12 protein-coding genes are annotated in these 19596 nt (G+C 33.5%); 5 read left to right on the top strand and 7 right to left on the bottom strand.

The window, feature by feature from the left end:
* Positions 1–14: 14 nt before the first annotated feature.
* From Q1B37_RS00730 to Q1B37_RS00710, 5 genes are all read right to left on the bottom strand, one after another.
* A complete protein-coding gene (locus Q1B37_RS00730) occupies positions 15–311 on the bottom strand; it encodes an antibiotic biosynthesis monooxygenase (RefSeq protein WP_299894295.1) in 297 nt (98 codons plus the stop codon).
* 16 nt (positions 312–327) lie between these two features.
* Positions 328–753, bottom strand: a complete 426-nt coding sequence (locus Q1B37_RS00725; protein ID WP_299894293.1) for a GNAT family N-acetyltransferase — start codon at positions 751–753, stop codon at positions 328–330.
* Positions 732–6260, bottom strand: a complete 5529-nt coding sequence (locus Q1B37_RS00720; protein ID WP_299894291.1) for an MG2 domain-containing protein — start codon at positions 6258–6260, stop codon at positions 732–734. Before Q1B37_RS00720 ends, Q1B37_RS00725 begins: the two co-directional genes overlap by 22 nt.
* 210 nt (positions 6261–6470) lie before the next feature.
* Positions 6471–6845, bottom strand: coding sequence for a hypothetical protein (locus Q1B37_RS00715; RefSeq protein ID WP_299604445.1), 375 nt, complete (start codon positions 6843–6845; stop codon positions 6471–6473).
* A gap of 133 nt (positions 6846–6978) precedes the next feature.
* Positions 6979–7974 carry a TIR domain-containing protein gene (locus tag Q1B37_RS00710; protein ID WP_299604447.1) on the bottom strand — a complete coding sequence of 332 codons (996 nt, stop codon included), beginning with the start codon at positions 7972–7974 and terminating at the stop codon, positions 6979–6981.
* 125 nt (positions 7975–8099) lie between these two features.
* Here Q1B37_RS00710 and Q1B37_RS00705 point away from each other — a divergent pair, with 125 nt between their 5' ends.
* The 5 genes from Q1B37_RS00705 (at position 8100) to Q1B37_RS00685 (ending at position 17842) form a co-directional block, all read left to right on the top strand.
* Entirely contained in the window at positions 8100–9173 is a 1074-nt protein-coding gene (locus Q1B37_RS00705; protein ID WP_299894289.1) for a PA0069 family radical SAM protein, read from the top strand.
* Positions 9174–9224: 51 nt separating this feature from the next.
* Entirely contained in the window at positions 9225–10976 is a 1752-nt protein-coding gene (locus Q1B37_RS00700; protein WP_299894286.1) for a tetratricopeptide repeat protein, read from the top strand.
* Positions 10977–11220: 244 nt separating this feature from the next.
* A complete protein-coding gene (locus tag Q1B37_RS00695) occupies positions 11221–11601 on the top strand; it encodes a hypothetical protein (RefSeq protein ID WP_299604453.1) in 381 nt (126 codons plus the stop codon).
* A gap of 622 nt (positions 11602–12223) precedes the next feature.
* Positions 12224–14230: a M12 family metallo-peptidase gene (locus Q1B37_RS00690; protein WP_299894283.1), complete on the top strand. Its 2007-nt coding sequence runs from the start codon at positions 12224–12226 to the stop codon at positions 14228–14230.
* A 66-nt stretch (positions 14231–14296) separates the two neighbouring features.
* Complete coding sequence (locus Q1B37_RS00685; RefSeq protein ID WP_299894281.1) at positions 14297–17842, top strand: discoidin domain-containing protein; 3546 nt, start codon at positions 14297–14299, stop codon at positions 17840–17842.
* Positions 17843–17932: 90 nt separating this feature from the next.
* Here the strand turns inward: Q1B37_RS00685 and Q1B37_RS00680 are convergent, their stop codons facing one another.
* Together Q1B37_RS00680 and Q1B37_RS00675 are read right to left on the bottom strand one after the other, a co-directional pair.
* The gene (locus Q1B37_RS00680) at positions 17933–18586 is read right to left on the bottom strand and encodes an HD domain-containing protein (protein ID WP_299894280.1); all 654 of its coding nucleotides are present in this window, start codon (positions 18584–18586) and stop codon (positions 17933–17935) included.
* Between the two features lie 8 nt (positions 18587–18594).
* Positions 18595–19596 carry an acyl-ACP desaturase gene (locus tag Q1B37_RS00675; protein ID WP_299604461.1) on the bottom strand — a complete coding sequence of 334 codons (1002 nt, stop codon included), beginning with the start codon at positions 19594–19596 and terminating at the stop codon, positions 18595–18597.

The raw sequence follows: 19596 nt of genomic DNA, 5'->3' as shown, positions 1-19596 counted from the left end.
TTGATCATCTACATTTATATAGAAATTACTGTTTCATAATGCTCCACCACGGGAAACGGGTCATAAAAATGGTGTAGTAATTGTTTCCAATCATTATACTTTTCAGATTGCCTAAATCCTATTGTATGGTCCTCTATTGACTCCCATTTTACTAACAAAAGATATTTATCCGTTTCTTCTATGCACTTCAAAAGATCTAAATTCACAAAACCTGGCATCGAACTAATAATTTTTTGGGCTTCTGCAAAAGCTTTTTCAAATACAATAGATTCCTCTGGTTTTATATTCAGTATTGCTTGTTCTACTATCATTAATCTAGATTACATATTATAAACTCATCGTTATAGCTTTAGGTTTTGTAAATCCAAATTGTTTATAAAACTCTTCTAACGCTGGTTTTGTATTCAAAAATATTTGTTCTACCTCCCCTAGTTCTTTTAAAAGCTCTCGTATTATTTGTTTCCCCAACCCGTTTCCTCTATACTTTGTATCAATGACGATATCATCTAATAAAGCTCTAAAGACTCCATCCGAAATTGCACGTCCAAATCCAATAAGTTGATTCGTATCTTCATTTCGAATTACCACAAATATTTTAGTATGCTTCAATAACTTTTGGATGCTTTCAATGGTTCTATCTTTTGCCCAACTGGTTTGCAAAAAAAGAATTTTCAGCTCTTCTGTATCCGGAAGCTTAGTTGTACTTACAATATATTGCATCTCATTTAACTCTATTTCACCACTTGTATCCACTTCCCTTTTGTACGTACCAAATAATCATTATCATACATTGCCTCACATTGGATTCCTGGTAAGTAGTACTTTCCTAAATAAGATGCATTCAATAATAAGGTAACTGTTTTACTTTCTCTAGGTTTTAAATCAAAATAGAAATTCACTCGATCATCTCTGATATCTGTATGTGTTACTTTATTAGTTCTAAAAGAACCAAAATCGGTAAAACGTGTATTTACTACTTCCCAACCAGATGGAAAGATCTCTGTTAAAGCAATATCTTTCACTTTACTACCTGAAGTATTTGTTATGGTTACTTCGGCTACAAAATCAGTTCCTTGTGTAAGTTGAGTAACATCAATTATTTTTCCATCTCTATTTTTATAATCAACAACTGCTTTAAAGTTACTTTGGATCACTTTTTCCTGTCCTACTGGTAAAATACCACTCGTTGCTAGTTGTACAAAAATGGTATTATCCTTATTGTTTTTTAGCTTCAGTTTATTAGCTTTTGTAATGGCCAACTCTCCTGATGATTGCAGGGTTTTATCAGTTTTTGCCATCTTAGAGGTTCCATTTAACGAATACTCTACATCAATTCCCTTTCCTCCAACATATGCAGCATATTTTGCCATTGCCATTAAAGCATATGATGTCGTTTGAGTACTCATCCATGTTTTAGAGGATAATTCTTTGGCAAGTTCTTTTGCTAACTTCTGTGCTTTTACTTTTTGATCTAATAGCACCAATGTTTCCAATGCCATCGCTCGATTTCTATTTGTAGAACCATAGGTATAATAATAACCACCTTTCCTAGGTTGAAAATCAATATTTGCCGTATTCATTAGTTTTTCTGCTGCGGTTTTCTGTCCTACCAATCCATATGCAGCCGCTAACCTTAATTTGGCGTTATTAGAAAGATTAGAAGTTTCTCTTAATCTGTTCATAGATGATAAATCTGGACTTCCTGCTAATGCCAAAGTATAAAGCCTATACGCTTGCGCTAAATCACTACCTCCACTTCTCCAACGTTTTGCTTGTTGCTGCTGATAGTTGATCCAATTGCTTTTAAACCCTATTGGTAATACATATCCTTTTTTATTAGCTTCTAACAGAAAATGTCCTGCATAAGTTGTTCCCCAATCATTTGGGTTACTATAACCTGGCCAATATGACATTCCGCCGTTTGGTTGTATAAAGCTCTTCAATCTGTAAATAGCTGCTTCCATATGACGCTGTATCTTGGCTTTCTTATCGGAAGGCAGCGTAAACACATCATTTAAATATAATTGAGGAAATGCTCCTGAAGTCGTTTGCTCAACACATCCATGTGGATAGCGGATTAGATATTTTAACCTTCCTTCAAAATTCATTGGAGGCAATGAGGACAGTTCTATAGTAGTTGTATTACTTCCATCTACTCCAAAAGAAGCAAAATCAATCTCTTGTTCGCTATTAGGTTCCAGAACTATAGAGGTGATCTCTGTAGTCATCGGATTTGGGTTCATTATATCAATAGGAATGCTATAAGAAGCTTTCTCACCATTACCACTAGCTACAACCTCGATATCCGTGATCGATGCTCCTTCCAGTACCTCGATATCAAAATAAACCATTTTTTCATCTGGTTGAGAGAATGAAAGTTGCTTCGTTGTTTCGCCTGTAACAGTAAATCCTTTATTTGGTTTTAGCGTAACATTTACATTCTTAACTTTATTCTCCATTGCAAAAACAGTAACGGGAATCGTTACTTTCTCTCCTGGAGTAATTTTTCTAGGAATCGATGTTAACACCATTAATGGTTTTCTAACAGGTGTAGTTTTTTCTGTATTTCCGTATGCAGCATTTTCTGCATCTGATGCTACGATCATCGTTCTTACGGAACCGATATACTTAGGAATCTTAATCGAATGGGATTTGGTTTCTCCTTTTTCCAATTCAAAAGGTCCTTTATAGACCACCATTGGTTTAAAACGATTTGCTTTTTTGGCTTTTCCTCCTCCTGCTTCGGCATCACCACCAATACTAAAAATTTGATTAATACTTCCTCCATAAGCTCCGATAACGTCGTCATAGACATCCCAAGTTTTTACACCTAGTGCTTCTCGGGCATAAAAAGTATTCCATGGATTTGGCGTTTTAAATCGGGTAAGATCAAGTAACCCTTCATCTACAATAGCTATTGAATATGTCATAGCCTTTCCTTCTGTTTCGCTAATCTTTACATTTATGGTTTCTTCTGGTCGCAAGACATCCGGCATTTTTACTACAGGTTTAATTCTGGTTGCTGGATTTTCCACAGAAATCGGTATAACACCATATAAACGAATAGGTAAATCATTAGCTGTAGAATTGTGTGATTGTAGTAACGTAATATGAATATAAACATTCGGAGTATATAAATCTTCTATTGGCAATTCGAACTTAGTTTCTCCTTTTTGAGGAGTGACCCACATAGATGTTAATACCTCGGTGCCATTTTCTACGGTTACTAAAGCTCTTCCTCCATCACTTGATGGAAAGGTAATAGTTGCTGTTTCTCCAACATCATAGGTTTTCTTATCTGAAGAAAACATGAGCATCGTAGCTGCAGACGGATCATTCTTATTAGCTCTTCCAGCCCAGCCTGGCCAATCTACATAAATTGTTTTCCCAGTTGCATGCCCTCCATTAGGATCCACTACTCTAACTAAATATCTTCCCCATTCTGGATGTTTTATTTCAAAATTAAAGTTGGCTTGACCTTTACTGTTTGTAGAAACTTTTGTCTTAAATATTTCATTTCTATAGGAACTTCTGTTATAAGAAGAAAGATTATCCTCGGATGTATCCCACCACCATCTCCAACTCACTTTATAAACGTACACTTCCAGATTTTTTACCGATTTGGGTTTTCCGTTTTTATCTACAGAAACTACCTCAAAATTATGCTGCGTATCCGTTAGTAACATTCCTCTCGCTTTGTCGCCTTTGGGAACATTTAATCCAATATAGGTATCATATGGAGAAAAGTCTTTAGAAATCACATCGGTACTAAAATCTCCTCCATTTTCATATACTTTCGTAATAAATGAAGCTTTTAGCATTCCTGCTGCTTTGTTTTCTAATTTAGGTTTTATAGAAAAACTTGCTTTTCCTTCCGAGGAAAGTTTCCCCGTAAATACTTCCTGCTCATCTGTCCCAAATCTTCGAGATGGGTCGTCGAAAATAAATCCAGGAAAAGTTTTAAAACTAGTCTTTTTGGCATTAAAACGAACGTTTACATCAGTTTGTAAATTCTTAGCAACCGCACCGTGAAGCCATAAAACTTCCAAATTCCCATTAATACTTTTATTTACGCCAAGAATCTCATCATCAAAGCTTGTCTTTATCTTTAAACGATTGGGTTTTATCGTTTCAATTTTCAAAGATTTTGAAAAGCTCGCTCCTCCTACATTTACTTTCGCTTGCCAGTTACCAGTTGGTGCTTCTTGAGAAGTGGTTACCTCGAAATTATAAAAATTACCTATTCCTTCTGTTTTTGTTTCTTGATGCACAACCTTTCCATACGGATCTTTCAATTCGAACTTAACTGGATGTCCTTTAGGTAATTTATTCGCATTATCATTGAGCATAAAGGATAAAAATAATGTATCTCCAGGACGCCAAACTCCTCGCTCTCCATATATATAGCCCTTTATTCCTCTTTGTAGTCTTACTCCAGCTACATCAAATTTACTTACGGATAATGCATTTCCATCATTAAGTTTTACATAGGTTTGTTGTTTCCCTGAGGAAACAATTGCAAAAAAGGCTGGTTTATCAGCATCAAAACCAGTCATTCCTTCTGCGTCCGTAGTGGTTACTCCTATTTCTTGTTGTTGGTAATTGTAAAAAGTAACTTTTGCATTTGATACAGGGTTAGTAGTCATAATATCATTTACGATTACCGAATAAGAATTATTTAACCCTTTTTTAACCACTACTCCCAAATTAGTGGCCAATACATTAGCTGCTACCTTTTTATTTCTATAAAAAGAATTACTACAAGGATTATCTCTCTCATTCCAATCATAATCGTAATAATCATCATAGTAATATTGAGAACTATCCCAGAAACTAGATTCTTCTTCGGTATCATAATTATCTGCTAATTCTTCTAGCGGAGTGTCATCTATGGCAGCACCATCACATTTGTACAATGAATATGCTTTTCTATAATTTAACTCAACTCGGTAAATAGAACCTGGATCTGGAGAAATAAGTTCGTTTAGATCGATTGCAAAAGCATTCCATTTACTCAGATTTAGAGATGCATTTTCTTGTAGATTGATTAGTTTTTTAGCGACAGGTCTCGCTACCCTTCTTAAGTTACTCGATCCATCAAGATTATTATTTTGTAAAAATTGCAGAACATTATTCTCAAAAACCTTCACCACCTGTACTTCTACTGCTCTTAGGTTTATTGCTTCAAAATTAAATTTCAAATTTTCCGAAGTAGGGAGAATCACTCCACTTTGTAATAATCGTATTTCGGGTTTTGGTTGTTGAAAAGAAATATTTTCCGAATACGTTTGCTTTAATTTATAACCATCAACACTTTTTATTCCTTCAAAAATAGTAACCTGCGAAGTTCCTTTTAACTCTTGTTTTGGGTATACCTTTAAATTCTGTCCTTGCACAGTATACTTTACATCTTTGGCTCCTGAAATTGTGACCAGACCATCAAAATTTTGATTTTTCTTCAACGGATCTGAAAAATTCACCTCTACATATTGTCCGTTAAAATTGGAAACAGAAACACTAATTACCGAAAAGTTATTTTTACCTGGCACTTGTAATACATCTTCTCCTTCGGTATCTATATCATAGGGTTTCCCAGACCATTTTATCTCTACTTCCGAATCATCATCGAAACGTTGAATACTATCTATTTTAAAACTAAACTGACGACTTTTATCTAGTGATTCTCCAAATTTAATCGGCACATCCTTTCCTTTTTGAGATGCTTTGATTAGTTCTTTTGCAGTTTCTAGCTTCATTAAATCACTAGCAGTAAGAGTACCATTTAAATATTGCCAATCTTTGCTATAGGATTGAAGATTATCTGTAATTATCGAAAATTGCTGTTTTAAAGTTTTAACACTAAAAACGAACTCATCATCCAAATCATCATTTAAATCTTTAACTAAATCTTCTAGATGTAGAGTAAAAGTATACTCCGTATCTTCTTTAAAACCTTCCTCTGGCTGAAAAGCTATTGTTTGATTATTCACTACGAATACTCTTCCTTTTACTTTTGGAGAAACTGATAACACTTTATCAGAAAGCTCCTGATTATCATCCCAACCTTCTACTGGTGTTTGAAGCACCACATAGACATTATCTAGCACAGAAATAACTCCTGTTGATAAATCAGAAATATATTCTTGATACTTATTAAGTTCAGAAACATTAGCCTCTGCCATGGATTTAGCATCTTTCTTTTTACAAGAAAAAACAAAAATTAATAATAAGGAGAGTGATAAAATACGAGAAAGACGCATATCTAAAGGTTTAAGTTGTTTGTATAAAAGTAAGATAAATTTTTATGTACTCTATAAGAATCAAACTGTAATTCATGAGCTTACAAAAAAACATATACTACCTAAGCCTTAGTACAATAATGCTAACTTTTGTTACCTTAAAGAACAAAAAAAGTCTGGTAGTAACCAGACTTTTAAATATCGTTTACACCTAAATTTATTAAATTCCTTCTATTCAATAATAGTATTAATGAGACCTAGTGTAACTAATTTTTTTCCTAAATCAGTCATTTCATACTCAGAAGTGTAGGAATCAACACCTGCTAATTGATTCTTATCTAACCTATCATCGGAAACTAAATCATATCGCCAATACATGATTAATGAGATCGGTTTACTTTTTAATCGTTGTTTGATTTCATTCTCTTTAATTCCAGCAACTTCGATACCCTTCATTACCTGATTAATCTCATTAGTCTGAATCCATACAAAATCACTCTTAACATCTGTTTTTAGATTTTCATTAGTATCTAAAACCTCTATAAACTGTGCTTGTACACTTTGCATTAAACCTAACACAAATAGCACTACTAACATTTTTCTCATAGTACTAAAACAGGTTTAACTAGTTTTTATGTCTTAAAAAAATGTTAAATTTATGGTTTTAACGTATTTTATAAGTTTTTAACATTGTATTAAAACCATCCTGAAATAACTACAAAAATATTGGTATCCACTTTTATAAAAATTGTCTTACCGCACTTTTCTTGTAATAATCGATTAGAGCAATTCTTCCTTGAAAAAACCGAAATATCAACGAAATGATATTTCCTTCCTTATCTTCTAAAGTAACTGATTCATCCAAATCCATATTATAAGGTTGATTTTTACCTCCTTCTATTGCAATATTATCAGCATATATCGACAACTTTTCATCTGTACTAATTGCTGGTTCTACTTTGCCAGTTAGTCCAGGGATTTGTCCCGACTTATTTATAATTAATGAACCGGTATTTTCAGACTTCTCAATAGTTACCTCTATATCATCCTTTGGATTGACATTATGAAAAACTACAGCTGGATAATCTGAATGTGCTACTAAAACAGTGTATAACTTTCTGGTCCTTATCACAAAATGTGCTAACCCATTCTCATCTGTAAAACCTTCCAAATAAGTAGAGTTATTGGCCATCAACACCACTTTGGCGTGTTTAATAAACTCTTCTTTCTCATTTATTATTTTTAAAGTAAAAATAAACGGTTTCGGGTTGATCATGGTAGAGAGTTTCGACCATCGATTTCTGAAAAACGTTTGATCCTTTTTTAATTTATTTTCGATCAAAATGGCTAATTCTTCAGGAGTTCTGTTTTCCAGATTAATATAACCGATCGTTTTAAGAATTCCAGGGATTTCTGTATCATCGAATCTTGCAGGTAAAATATATTCCCTGCTTTCCTGAAATGCTCTTGCTTGCATCGAAACTCTCTCATGATTCGTCCATAATTTTTTATTGTAAAAACTGGATACAAATAATACGGTGTACCTTGCTTTACTTTGATAAATCTCTGATAAGTATTCATATAAATTTTTTCCCCATAAATTCGCTTCTTCAAATAAGTCATAAAATACCTTAATACCCTTTTTATTTAGACTATTTGCCACCTTCTCTACATACGCTCTATTCTCTCCTGCAAAGGATAAAGCCACATCATATTCATAACTTCTATTCTTCATCACTGACTATTTTTTTACCTAAATCCGACTATTACAAAATTACTTTCTTTATTTGGAAATATTCCATTTTTTATTGGAAATATTCCAACAAAAGTTTTACTTTTAAACCGTAAAAAAGATACCTTTTGAAACCGAAACAGAACATAAAAGGAAGAGGAGCGCAAGAAAAAGTCCATAATCGATTCTTAGAAGATGAACATGAACTAAGGGATGATTTTCTGAATTATCTAGCCAAAGAAGGAGAAACTATTCAAAATCCGAAGACCACTTTTATTGAAACCTATCCAAAGTCTATCGTAAATAAGGTAAATAGTCCAGATGTTGGAATGTTGTATTCTTTAAATCCATATCAAGGTTGCGAACATGGATGTATTTATTGTTATGCCAGAAATTCTCACGAATATTGGGGATATGGAGCGGGATTAGATTTTGAAACTAAAATATTGGTTAAAAAAAATGCTCCTAAACTCCTTGAAAAAAAACTAAGAAGTAAACATTGGGAGGCATATCCGATTGCACTATCTGGGAATACAGATTGCTATCAACCGATTGAAAAAGAACTAAAAATTACCCGACAACTTTTAGAAACCTTCTTAAAGTACAAACATCCCGTCGGGATCATTACAAAAAACTCTCTAATTCAGAGAGATATTGATATCTTACAAGAACTTGCCAAAGATAATTTAGTCTCCATTTTTTTGTCCATTACCTCTCTTAATGAGCAAACACGACGAATCTTAGAACCCAGAACCGCAAGCATTAAAAAGAGATTAGAAACTCTCGAAAAACTAAATACTTTGGGTATTCCCACTGATGTAATGATGGCACCCATTATTCCTTCTATTAACAGTCATGAAATTTTAGATCTATCTAAGGAAATTTCTCTAAGAGGAGCTAAGAATATTGGTTACACAATTGTTAGATTAAATGGAGCAATTGGAAAAATATTCACAAAATGGCTAGAACACAAACTTCCAGATAGAAAGGATAAAATTCTACATCAAATTATGGAATGCCATAACGGTAACCTAAATGATAGTGAATACGGAAGAAGAATGAAAGGAAGTGGAAAAATCGCTGAACAAATTCATCAACTATTTACTATTGCAAGAAAAAAATATTTTAGTCAATACCAACGATCTAATTTAAATTGCGAATTGCATCGGCAACATAAAGATGGGCAATTAAAGCTATTTTGAAGCTATTTTGGTTATTTTTGGAGCATAACTCAAAGGTTTGGGCCATTCTTTATGAGATTTCATCATTTCTTTATCGTTTACACCTTACTGATTTTTAATCAAATCACAGCCCAGATTGATGAAATTTTAGTCGATAAAAGTATTGACGATATTCGTTTTCAGTTGGAAGCTTTGGAAGAAAATAATATCGACGAAATTATTTCTGTAAGTAATCTTTTGTATAAAACCGCTTTAGAAAGTGAAGATGTAATACACATGATACTTGCTTTAGAAAACCTAAGTGTAGCTAATCTTAATGAAGGAAATAATAGTGCCGCCATTGAATATTTGGATAAAGCTATTATTCTAGCAAAGCAATACGATATTAACAAAAAAACCATTGTAGACCTCATAAAACTAAAAGGAAACCATTATTTCGACATAGAAGAGTATGACAATGCAGCGAACTCATACTATGAATCTTTAAACATTGCAAAAGAAATTGATTATCCTTATGCACTATGGGCTTTACAAACAAATTTGGGGTTTGTTAAATTACGTTCTGGAGATCCTAGACAAGCGTTAGAAGAACTTAAGATAAGTGATGAAATTCTGGCTACTGGAGAAGGGGAGTTTGCCAAACACGTTCCTATGCTCAACAAAGCAAGAATATGTGAAGCCTATATCAAACTAAATCTTTTAGACTCAGCATTATATTATAACGATGAAGGCTTAAAATTTGCCGAAAAAGTAAAAATAGATAATATACATATTGATCTATTGATGCATAGAGGAATTATCTATAAACAAAGGGAGAATTATGAGAAAAGTCTTTTTTATTTAGATAAAGCAAAAGCTCTCTGCTATCAGGCTAATGATATTGTATTTTTAGGTAAAATTTTAAACTTGATTGGTAACTGTAAACTGGAACAACAAAAATATGATGAAAGTATTGATGTACTTCAGGAATCTTTAAAAATACTTACCGAAAAATATTCTAATTCTGACGAACTGAGCATATGTTATAAGCTCTTGGGACAATCTTATAAAAAAAATGGTGACTTAGCGAAATCTAATGAATATTATGAAAAACATATTTTAAGTTTAAGCAAACTAAATAATAAAAAGTCTATAGCTTCTAGAAAAGTTCAGGATATTACAATGAAAGGGTATCAAAGTGAAATCGATAATCTGGAGAATCAAAAAAAACGACAAAAAAATAGGCTTACGTATTCTCAAATTGGTCTAGCAGTATTCGGTATAAGCTTACTAGTTATTTTATTATTATTTCAAAAAGTAAAAAAGAAAAATAAGAAAAAATTCGAAGCTTTATTTGCCCAAATCGAGCAAAGGGAACAAGTCGTAAATTCCACTGAGGTGATCAATAAGTCCACCGCTATTAATCAAGGAGTAATCGATACAAAAGATCGCAAATTGGATTCTCAATCCAGTGAATTAGATATAAATCAGGAGTTATATGATCAGATTCTTAGCGGACTTAAAAAAGTAGAAGATCAGGAATACTACTTAAAAACTGAATGTAATTTGTATAATGTGGCTAAAAAAATCAATACAAATACCTCTTACCTATCCAAAGTCATTAATGTTCATTTTAATAAAAACTTTAATACATACATTAATGATCTTAGAATAAACTATGCGATTGTAAGATTAAAAAATGATTCTAAATTCAGATCATATTCCATTAAATCAATCGCAAAAGAAGTGGGATACAAAAGTGCTGACTCATTTTCAAAATACTTTAAAATTCATACTGGATTACTCCCTTCGTTTTACATAAAACAATTGAAAGCTAAAAAGTAGACTCTTAATTTCTAAGCTTAAAACATCTTTAAACACCCTAAATTTATAAATATAGGGCTTTCCCGTAATTCCTAATAAAACACACACATAAACAAAATAAAAACTTGATTTTCAATACTTTGAAATACAAAAAGACAACCTGTTTTCTTTAAAATAGGGTTACTTCTCTTGTTATTAGGTTTTTTTTAAAGGTACTTTGATTCATCAATCAATTAATTTCTTAGTATATCAAATAGATTAATAAATGAAAAAGCAACTTCTTTTATTTTCAATCGGTATTGTCGCTGGAGTAGTTACATATGCAACTATTACAAGACATAAAGTAGAAGATAAATCGAATGCTATTTTAAAGGTTTTAGAATCTAACTGTGAATGCGATCAGATAAAACAATTTCTATACGTAAAAGGTTTAGCTACTTCTGAAAGGGAAATTTCAACAGAAACCGCTGAATATGAACTAAAGAATTGTAAATACACCGATCTCAATTCTGAAGCTAAGAGGATTAACCAACTATTACTAAAAAAAGTGGATGGTTATAAAGAAATCGACAGATTTACTTTAGAGTTTGTTGATCAAAGTTCTTCAAAACTAGTAACAATCAATAACGGGAATATAAATTATTAATCATGATAGCACTTACAAAACTGTTGATCGATTTTATACTAAACTACTTTCTATTCGTGGTAGAATTTGTAGTTAGCATTTTCGCATAATCAAAAAACGAACAATCAATCTTTCAATCAAAAAACGAATTTTGTCATACCAAGGGCAGACGACTCATCATCGTCTGCCTTTTACTTTATAAATGTCTTTAGACAAAAATCTTCTTTTACGTTTTCTAAGATCAAAACAGTTAATATAGATTTAACTTCACCTAATTTATATTATGTAAAAAAATCGTACTTTTGGTTAACCAATATTTCAAATGTTTCAAAACGAAACTCTTACTAAATAACCTTAAAACCTCAAAATGAAAATTTATCTCATCATTAAGACAGTTGTCATCAACACCTGTTGATCTCACTTAACAAAAAATAAAAAAGACCAGTTTTAATCTTTTCCTATTTATTTGAAAAACATCAGATAGACTTAGATCATTTCTATAAATGTATCAGTAGGTCTAAATCGATTTCAAAATAAGAAGGGAAGGCTAAATCATTACCTCTTTTTTGAAAAATCGTGTATTCGAATTACATGATTAGAAGTTACCGAATACTCAATATTTAACTCTTAAAAACCAAAATCTATGAAAGGTATTTTTACACTTTTTGTGATGCTTAGCATCACCACATCTTTTTTTGCCCAAAACCATAATCCAAAAACCCGTGTTCAAAATGCAAAATCATCAGGCACATTCTTTAAAACTGTATCATTATTAAACTTAAAAACAGAAAAATCAAATACTACGCTCCCAAAAGAATTCAAGAACTATTCTATTCTTTCTATAAATACTGAGTTTAACAAAAAGATGATTTCTTCTTCTCCAGAAGCTATTAATTTAATGCTACCAGGAAAAAAGTCATCAATGCTATTAGAATTGGTAAAAACCAATATCAAAACGGATGACTTTTATATTACGGAAATGCCTTCGAAAAAGGTAATCTCACCAGAAAAAAACATTGTTCATTATCAAGGTATTGTCAAAAACAGTCCTAACTCTATTGCTGCTATTAGTATATATGATGGCGAAATTTCTGGAATCATTAGCGTAGAAGGAAGTCAAAGTGATCTCGTTCTCGGCAAATTAGATAATAGTACAGACCATATTCTTTATGAGGATAAAGATATAAGTCATCTTAATGATTTTATTTGTCAAATTACTGATGTACATCAAAAAAGCGGAAACAATGATACAGTTGATAATGAACCGCCTGCTTCAAATCAAGTAAAATGCCCTGAAATCTTTTTTGATATTGCTAATGATGTAGTACGTGACAAAGGAGGAAGTCAGTCAGCAGCAAACTTTGTTGAGGCTATGTTTAACCAAGTCGCAATACTATATGCCAATGAAGACATCAAAATAAAATTGTCTGGCCTTACCTCATGGACCACATCTAATCCCTTTAATAGCCTTGATAGTTATCGAAACTATCGAAATCAAAATGGGTTTAATGGAGATCTGGCACACTTTGTTACTTATAATTATTCTGGCGGGGTTGCTTGGTTAAATGCTCTTTGTGGTTCGTATAGGTACGGACTAACGGGCATTAATAGAAGCTATCAAAATGTGCCTACCTACTCCTGGAACATCTCCACTATCGCTCATGAATTAGGTCACAACTTTGGATCTAACCACACTCATTCTTGTGTTTGGAATGGAAATAATACCGCAATAGATGGTTGTTATTCTACAGAAGGAAGCTGTGGAAGACCAGGAATACCCTCAAATGGAGGGACCATTATGAGTTATTGCCATTTAACCAACGCTGGAACAAATCTTAGAAAAGGGTTCGGTCCACAGCCAGGCGATCTTATTCGAAGTAATATAAGAAGAGCCAACTGTGTGGGTAGCTGTGATAGCGATGGAGATAATGGAGGAGATGGAGATCAAGTAGATTGTACTGGAATTGACGCTTGGTCAGGTAATGTTAGCTATGTTGCTGGCGATCAAGTTACCTATCAAGGTAGATTATTCGAACGAACTACTAATAATAGTTGGATTGATCTAGGCGAATGTATTTCAGATCCTTGTTCTCGAGCGATACCATGGACAGATAATACAGATTATAAACCTGGAGATGTTGTCATTTACCAAGGCAATGTATGGTTACGAACAGAAAGTAATGACTGGGAATTGTTAAACTGTGATATCAATACTAACGATCCATGTTTTGGAATTGATCCATGGTCTGAAAACACTAATTATAGTTCTGGAGACCAAGTGGTATATCAAGGAAAAGCCTTTGAATGGAACGGATCAGAATGGATAGAAATTGCAACTTGTGCTGAAGATCCATCTACAAACCAAACTGTTGAAAAACCAGAAATATCTTCAATAGATGAAATTTTAATCTATCCGAATCCGGCAAAGGGTTTTATTACTCTAGAAATAAAAAGACCTAAAAACAATCTTATTAAAATTAACATTAACAGTTTACAGGGAAGAAACATTTTCTCAAAAACTATTCAACAAAAATCGTCCATCCAACACTTAAAGGAGATAATCAATATTGATACTATAAACACTGGTATATATTTTATACAAATTATTAGCGGAGGCGAAATAACCACTAAAAAACTCGAAGTGCAATAAAATCTATTCAACAAATTCTGAGGTGTTTGATACACCATCAAACACCTCTTCTTAAAACCCAAAAAAATGACTCAACTAAGTAACTCACTCATTTTACAACGATGGAAATACGTATTAGTATTTCTAATTATTAACACTGTATTTTTTCAAAGTTCTGCTCAAGAATTTTATGACCTTCTTGAAGAAGAAAACCTTAAAGTATCGAAACTAGAACGTATTGGTAATTCCTATTATAGGAACAAGGACAAAGGTAAAGGAAGTGGATATAAATTATACATGCGAAGCCTATACTGGGCAAAAAGAAATGCAGATTCAAAAGGACACATAATTAGTGATGCTAAAGTTCTTGATGAATCCAGAAAATTCTATGAATCCTTTCAGAATAATTCTAAAACTAACATCCAAAATAATCAAAGAAACAGTGGTTGGCAGGAACTTGGACCTTTTAATTGGACGCGCACCTCAAGCTGGACTCCAGGTTTAGGTAGAGTAACGGCATTTGCAGTTGAACCTTCTCAGCAAAAACTAATGTATGCAGGATCTCCAGGAGGAGGAATCTGGAAATCCACAAACGCTGGACAAAGCTGGAATCCAATAGGAGATCAAATGTTTAGTATGTCTATTTGGTCCATCGCTATTGATCCCAACAATTCAAACATTGTATATCTTGGAAATTCTGCTGGTCAAATTCTAAAATCAACAAACGGAGGATCTTCCTGGTCAGAAATTCAAAGAGTAAGTGGAACTCCAAGAAGGATTCTTATTCATCCTAATAGTAGCAGAATATTTGTAGGTACCACAAAAGCTTTGTACAGATCTAACAACAGTGGATCAAGTTTTAGTATCGTACTAAATACCAGAGCCGAAGATGTAGAATTTAAACCTGGTAATACCGATGTTGTATATTCTTGTGGAAACAGCTTTTACCGATCAACCAATGGAGGTAATTCATTTAGCAGAATTACCAATGGTATCGATAGAAGTGAACGAATGAAAATGGCTGTAACTCCTGCAAATCCAAATGCTATATATCTCGTACAAAAAAGAGGAAGTGGTTTTGGCAACCTATATCGTTCCTTAAATGGAGGTTCTAGTTTTACTACTCGAGCAACATCGAGCAGTACCAATCAGGTGTACTTTACACAAGCTTCGCGTGATATGGCTATTGCTGTATCAGACACTAATGCTAACGAGGTTCATGTAGGTGGTATGAATTATTCCAGATCTTTAGACGGTGGAGTCACATTTTCTACACTCGCAACATGGAGTAATCCAGGAGATCGATCTTATGTACATGCCGACATCGAAGTAATGCAATATGTAGATGGAACCATTTATGTTGGTAGTGATGGTGGGATTTTTAGAAGTAGAGATCGGGGAAACAATATGGCAGATCTTACTCAAGGCGGACTTGCCATTAGACAATATTATCGATTTGGCGGTGCCTTTACCGATGCTAACATGATCGTTGGTGGAGCTCAAGACAATGGTACCAATATCATGAATGGAGCAAATCGACAATTTAAAGAATGGCTTGGAGCAGATGGTATGGAATGTTTCATAGACCATAAAAACAAAAATATTGTTTACGGAACTGTTCAATTTGGGTCTTTATATAAAAGTACCAATGGAGGGAATAGCATAGGAAACATTAGTAAACCAGGAAACTTTAGTGGTGAATGGGTTACTCCATTCATGATGGATCCAATTAATAATAACAAAATCTACGTAGGGTACAGAGATCTATATAGAAGTAACAACGGTGGTAGCTATGGAAGTTGGAGAAATATCACTTCGAGCATAAATGTTGGAGGAAATCTTGATGAAATGGCAATAGCTGCATCCAATAACAACTATATCTACATTGCACAGGAAGGAAGGGTATGGAGAACCAAAAACGGTCAAAGTAATTCGCCTAATTGGACTGAAGTAAGCAATTTTAGCGGAAATGTAAATTTCATCGCTGTAGATCCAAACAATCCTGAAAGAGTGGCGCTAGCCGCAACAGGTTCTAGAGTCTACGTCTCTACAAATGCCGGAAGTTCTTGGACAAATATTAGAGGAAATCTTCCTCAAATATCAGTACAATGCCTTGTTTTTGATGATACCAGTGCAAATGGTCTGTATGTAGGGATGCAATCTGGAGTGTATTATACAAACGATAATCTTAATTCTTGGGTTCCTTTTTCTATCAATCTCCCTAGAGTACAAACCACAGAACTCGAAATCCATTATCCTACAAGAAAAATACGAGTATCCACCTATGGGCGTGGAATTTGGGAATCTGATCTTTATAATGAAGACTCTAATCCTAATGAAATTAACCCGCCTACAAATCTTACTTCACTCGCAAATCAAACAGATGTTACTCTGACTTGGAACGATAATTCTAATAATGAGAATGGATTTACCATTCAAAGAAATGACGGAAACGGTTTTGAGCGTATTGATTTTGTTGGAACTGGAATAGAAACTTATACAGATAAAAACCTCCAAGATGGATCGTATTCTTATCGTGTAAGAGCATATGATGCAAACAACTATTCTGAATTTTCTAATGTTGCTACGGTAATAATAGGAAATACAGATCCCGATGAAATTACACCGCCAAGTGATCTCACTGCTCAAGCAAATCAAAATGATGTTACGCTAAATTGGAAAGATAACTCGAATAATGAAAATGGGTTTACCATTCAACGAAATGATGGTAATGGATTTGAGCGTATTGATTTTGTTGGATCTGGAGTAGAGACATTTACAGATCAAAACGTTCCTAATGGTTCTTATTCTTATCGTGTTAGAGCCTACGATACAGACAGTTATTCTGAATTTTCAAATACTGTTGCAATAGCAATTAATGATGTAGTCGAAGATTGTAAAGGCTGTATCGTCTATGATACCAATAGTGAAGAAACTACCAATGCAGATCATTCCAAAGAAAAAGCTGCTGACGGAGATCCAAACACTTATTGGCATAGCAACTGGTACGATGACAATACATCACACCCTCATTTTATTGCCATAGACTTAGGACAAGCAAAAGAATTAGTAGGGTTCTCCTATCAAGGAAGACAAAACGGAACTACCGGAATGGTAAAAGATTATATATTATTTGGTTGGGATGGCAATGACTGGAAGGAGCTCTCTGCTGGAAGTTTTCAAAAATCAAGCTTAAAACAAACCGTAGAATTTGATTCCTTTAACACTCGTTATATCTATTTTAGAGCCCTTTCAGAAGTAGACGATAAACGTTGGGCTTCCGTTGCCGAACTTACGGTGAGATACCTTCCGTCTGCTACTAACAATACTCCAACAACATATAACACAACTAATACGGCTCCTACTCCACCAATAGTAGATGCTTATAATTTTGAAGGAATTAAGGTATATCCTATTCCTTTTAAAGATGAAATTATTGTTAAAGGAATTAGCTCTAAACAAGCAGTACGTTCTATAAAACTCTTTGGAACCGATGGGACTATCCAAAAAGTCAAAACCAATAGGGATGGAGACGACATAAAAATTCTTGCGCCGAACCTAAATACTGGTTTTTATATTCTACAACTAGAAAAAGATCATGTTCAAAAAAGAATAAAAATATTCAAAAAATAACAACCAAACTCTAAAGCAATAAAAAGCTTTAAACTATTGTACAATGATGAGTCTAAATAGCAATATTTAGACTCTTTTTTAGACTACAACTTAAGATTTACCTTCCCACTCCAGATAAAACTGATCTAAAAACTGTTCCATAAAGAGATGCCTCTTTTCTGCCATCTTTTTACCTGTTTCAGTATTCATTCGATCTTTAAGTAATAATAGTTTTTCGTAAAAATGATTAATAGTCGGAGCTTCGGATTTTTTATATTCCTCTTTGCTCATCTGAAGATTTGGTTTAATATCAGGATTGTAAAGTGCTCGATTTTTAAAACCTCCATAATTAAAGCATCGTGCAACACCAATTGCACCAATAGCATCTAAACGATCAGCATCCTGTACTACATCTAATTCTGGAGATTTAAATTTTTGTATTACGTTTCCTCCTTTAAAAGAAATATTTTCGATAATATTGATCACGTGATCAATAACGCTGTTATTTACGCTTATACTTTCTAAAAAATCTTTTGCTACTCTTGGCCCTACAGTTTCATCGCCATTATGAAACTTAGAATCGGCAATATCATGTAATAAAGCACCTAAGGAAACCACCAAAACATCCACATTTTCAGATTTAGCTATGGTAGTAGATGTTTTAAAAACCCGTTCTATGTGAAACCAATCATGACCTCCTTCGGCATTATGCAATGTATGTTTTACAAAATCAACAGTTTTCTGTATAATTTCATCATTATTCATACGCTACCTTATTTTACCATAGCAGGCTCTACCCATTTAAATTTGAACACTTCTTGAGGAACTACTAACCTCTCATTGATACGTTGCATACGTGCTGGTAACTTCATCACAAAATCACGTGCTTTTTCAGCTTCATCCGTTAAATCTACCAGTTTATCAATCTCCCATTTATTGATTAAACGCTGCATGATATCTATATAATCCTGAGAAGTATATACTCCTAATCGCTGAGCCGCATTCGAAAATTCCTCAAAAGCACTACCAATAGAATTTCCAGACTCTCTTAAAAATACAGCTGGCATTACAATTTTATGCTTCATCATATCTTTAAACGCCACCATCATCTGACTAGGGTCTACCTCGAATATATTCTTTACAAAATCACTATATGCATTAAAATGACGCATCTCATCTCCTGCAATAATCTTGCACATTCTCGCTAAAGACTTATTAGAATAGCCTTTGGCAATTTTAGCTACACGACTATGAGAAATATTAGTTGCCAATTCCTGAAAACTTGTGTAGATAAAGTTCTTATAAGGATCTCTATCCGTACCGATATCAAAACCATCATTTATTAAATGCTGAGTTGTACGCTCTACTTCAATCATATTCACTCTTCCCGATAAATACAAATACTTATTTAGTACATCTCCATGACGATTTTCTTCACTCGTCCAATAACGCACCCAACGAGACCAACCATTTCCACCTTCTCCTTCGTGTTGATTAATTCCTTCTACATCCATTAACCAAGACTCATAAGTCGGAAGCGCTTCTTCAGTAATAGTATCTCCTACCAAAACTACCCAAAAATCGTATGGAAGTTCTTTCGCCAACTCTCTTAACTCTTTTACCTCATCAAAAAAGGTATCCTCATTCTGGGAATCAGGCAAAAAATCTGTAGGCTGCCATACCTGATCAATCGGAATTAGATAAGTATCTATAAAAGACTCTATCTTCTTTTCCAATAATTGCATCACTTCTAATCTAATGTTGTCTATAGCCAT

The sequence above is a fragment of the uncultured Aquimarina sp. genome (assembly GCF_947492965.1).
Taxonomy (GTDB): domain Bacteria; phylum Bacteroidota; class Bacteroidia; order Flavobacteriales; family Flavobacteriaceae; genus Aquimarina.
The sequence above is the reverse complement of the archived record's forward strand: the minus strand, read 5'-3'. Positions and strand labels throughout refer to the sequence as shown.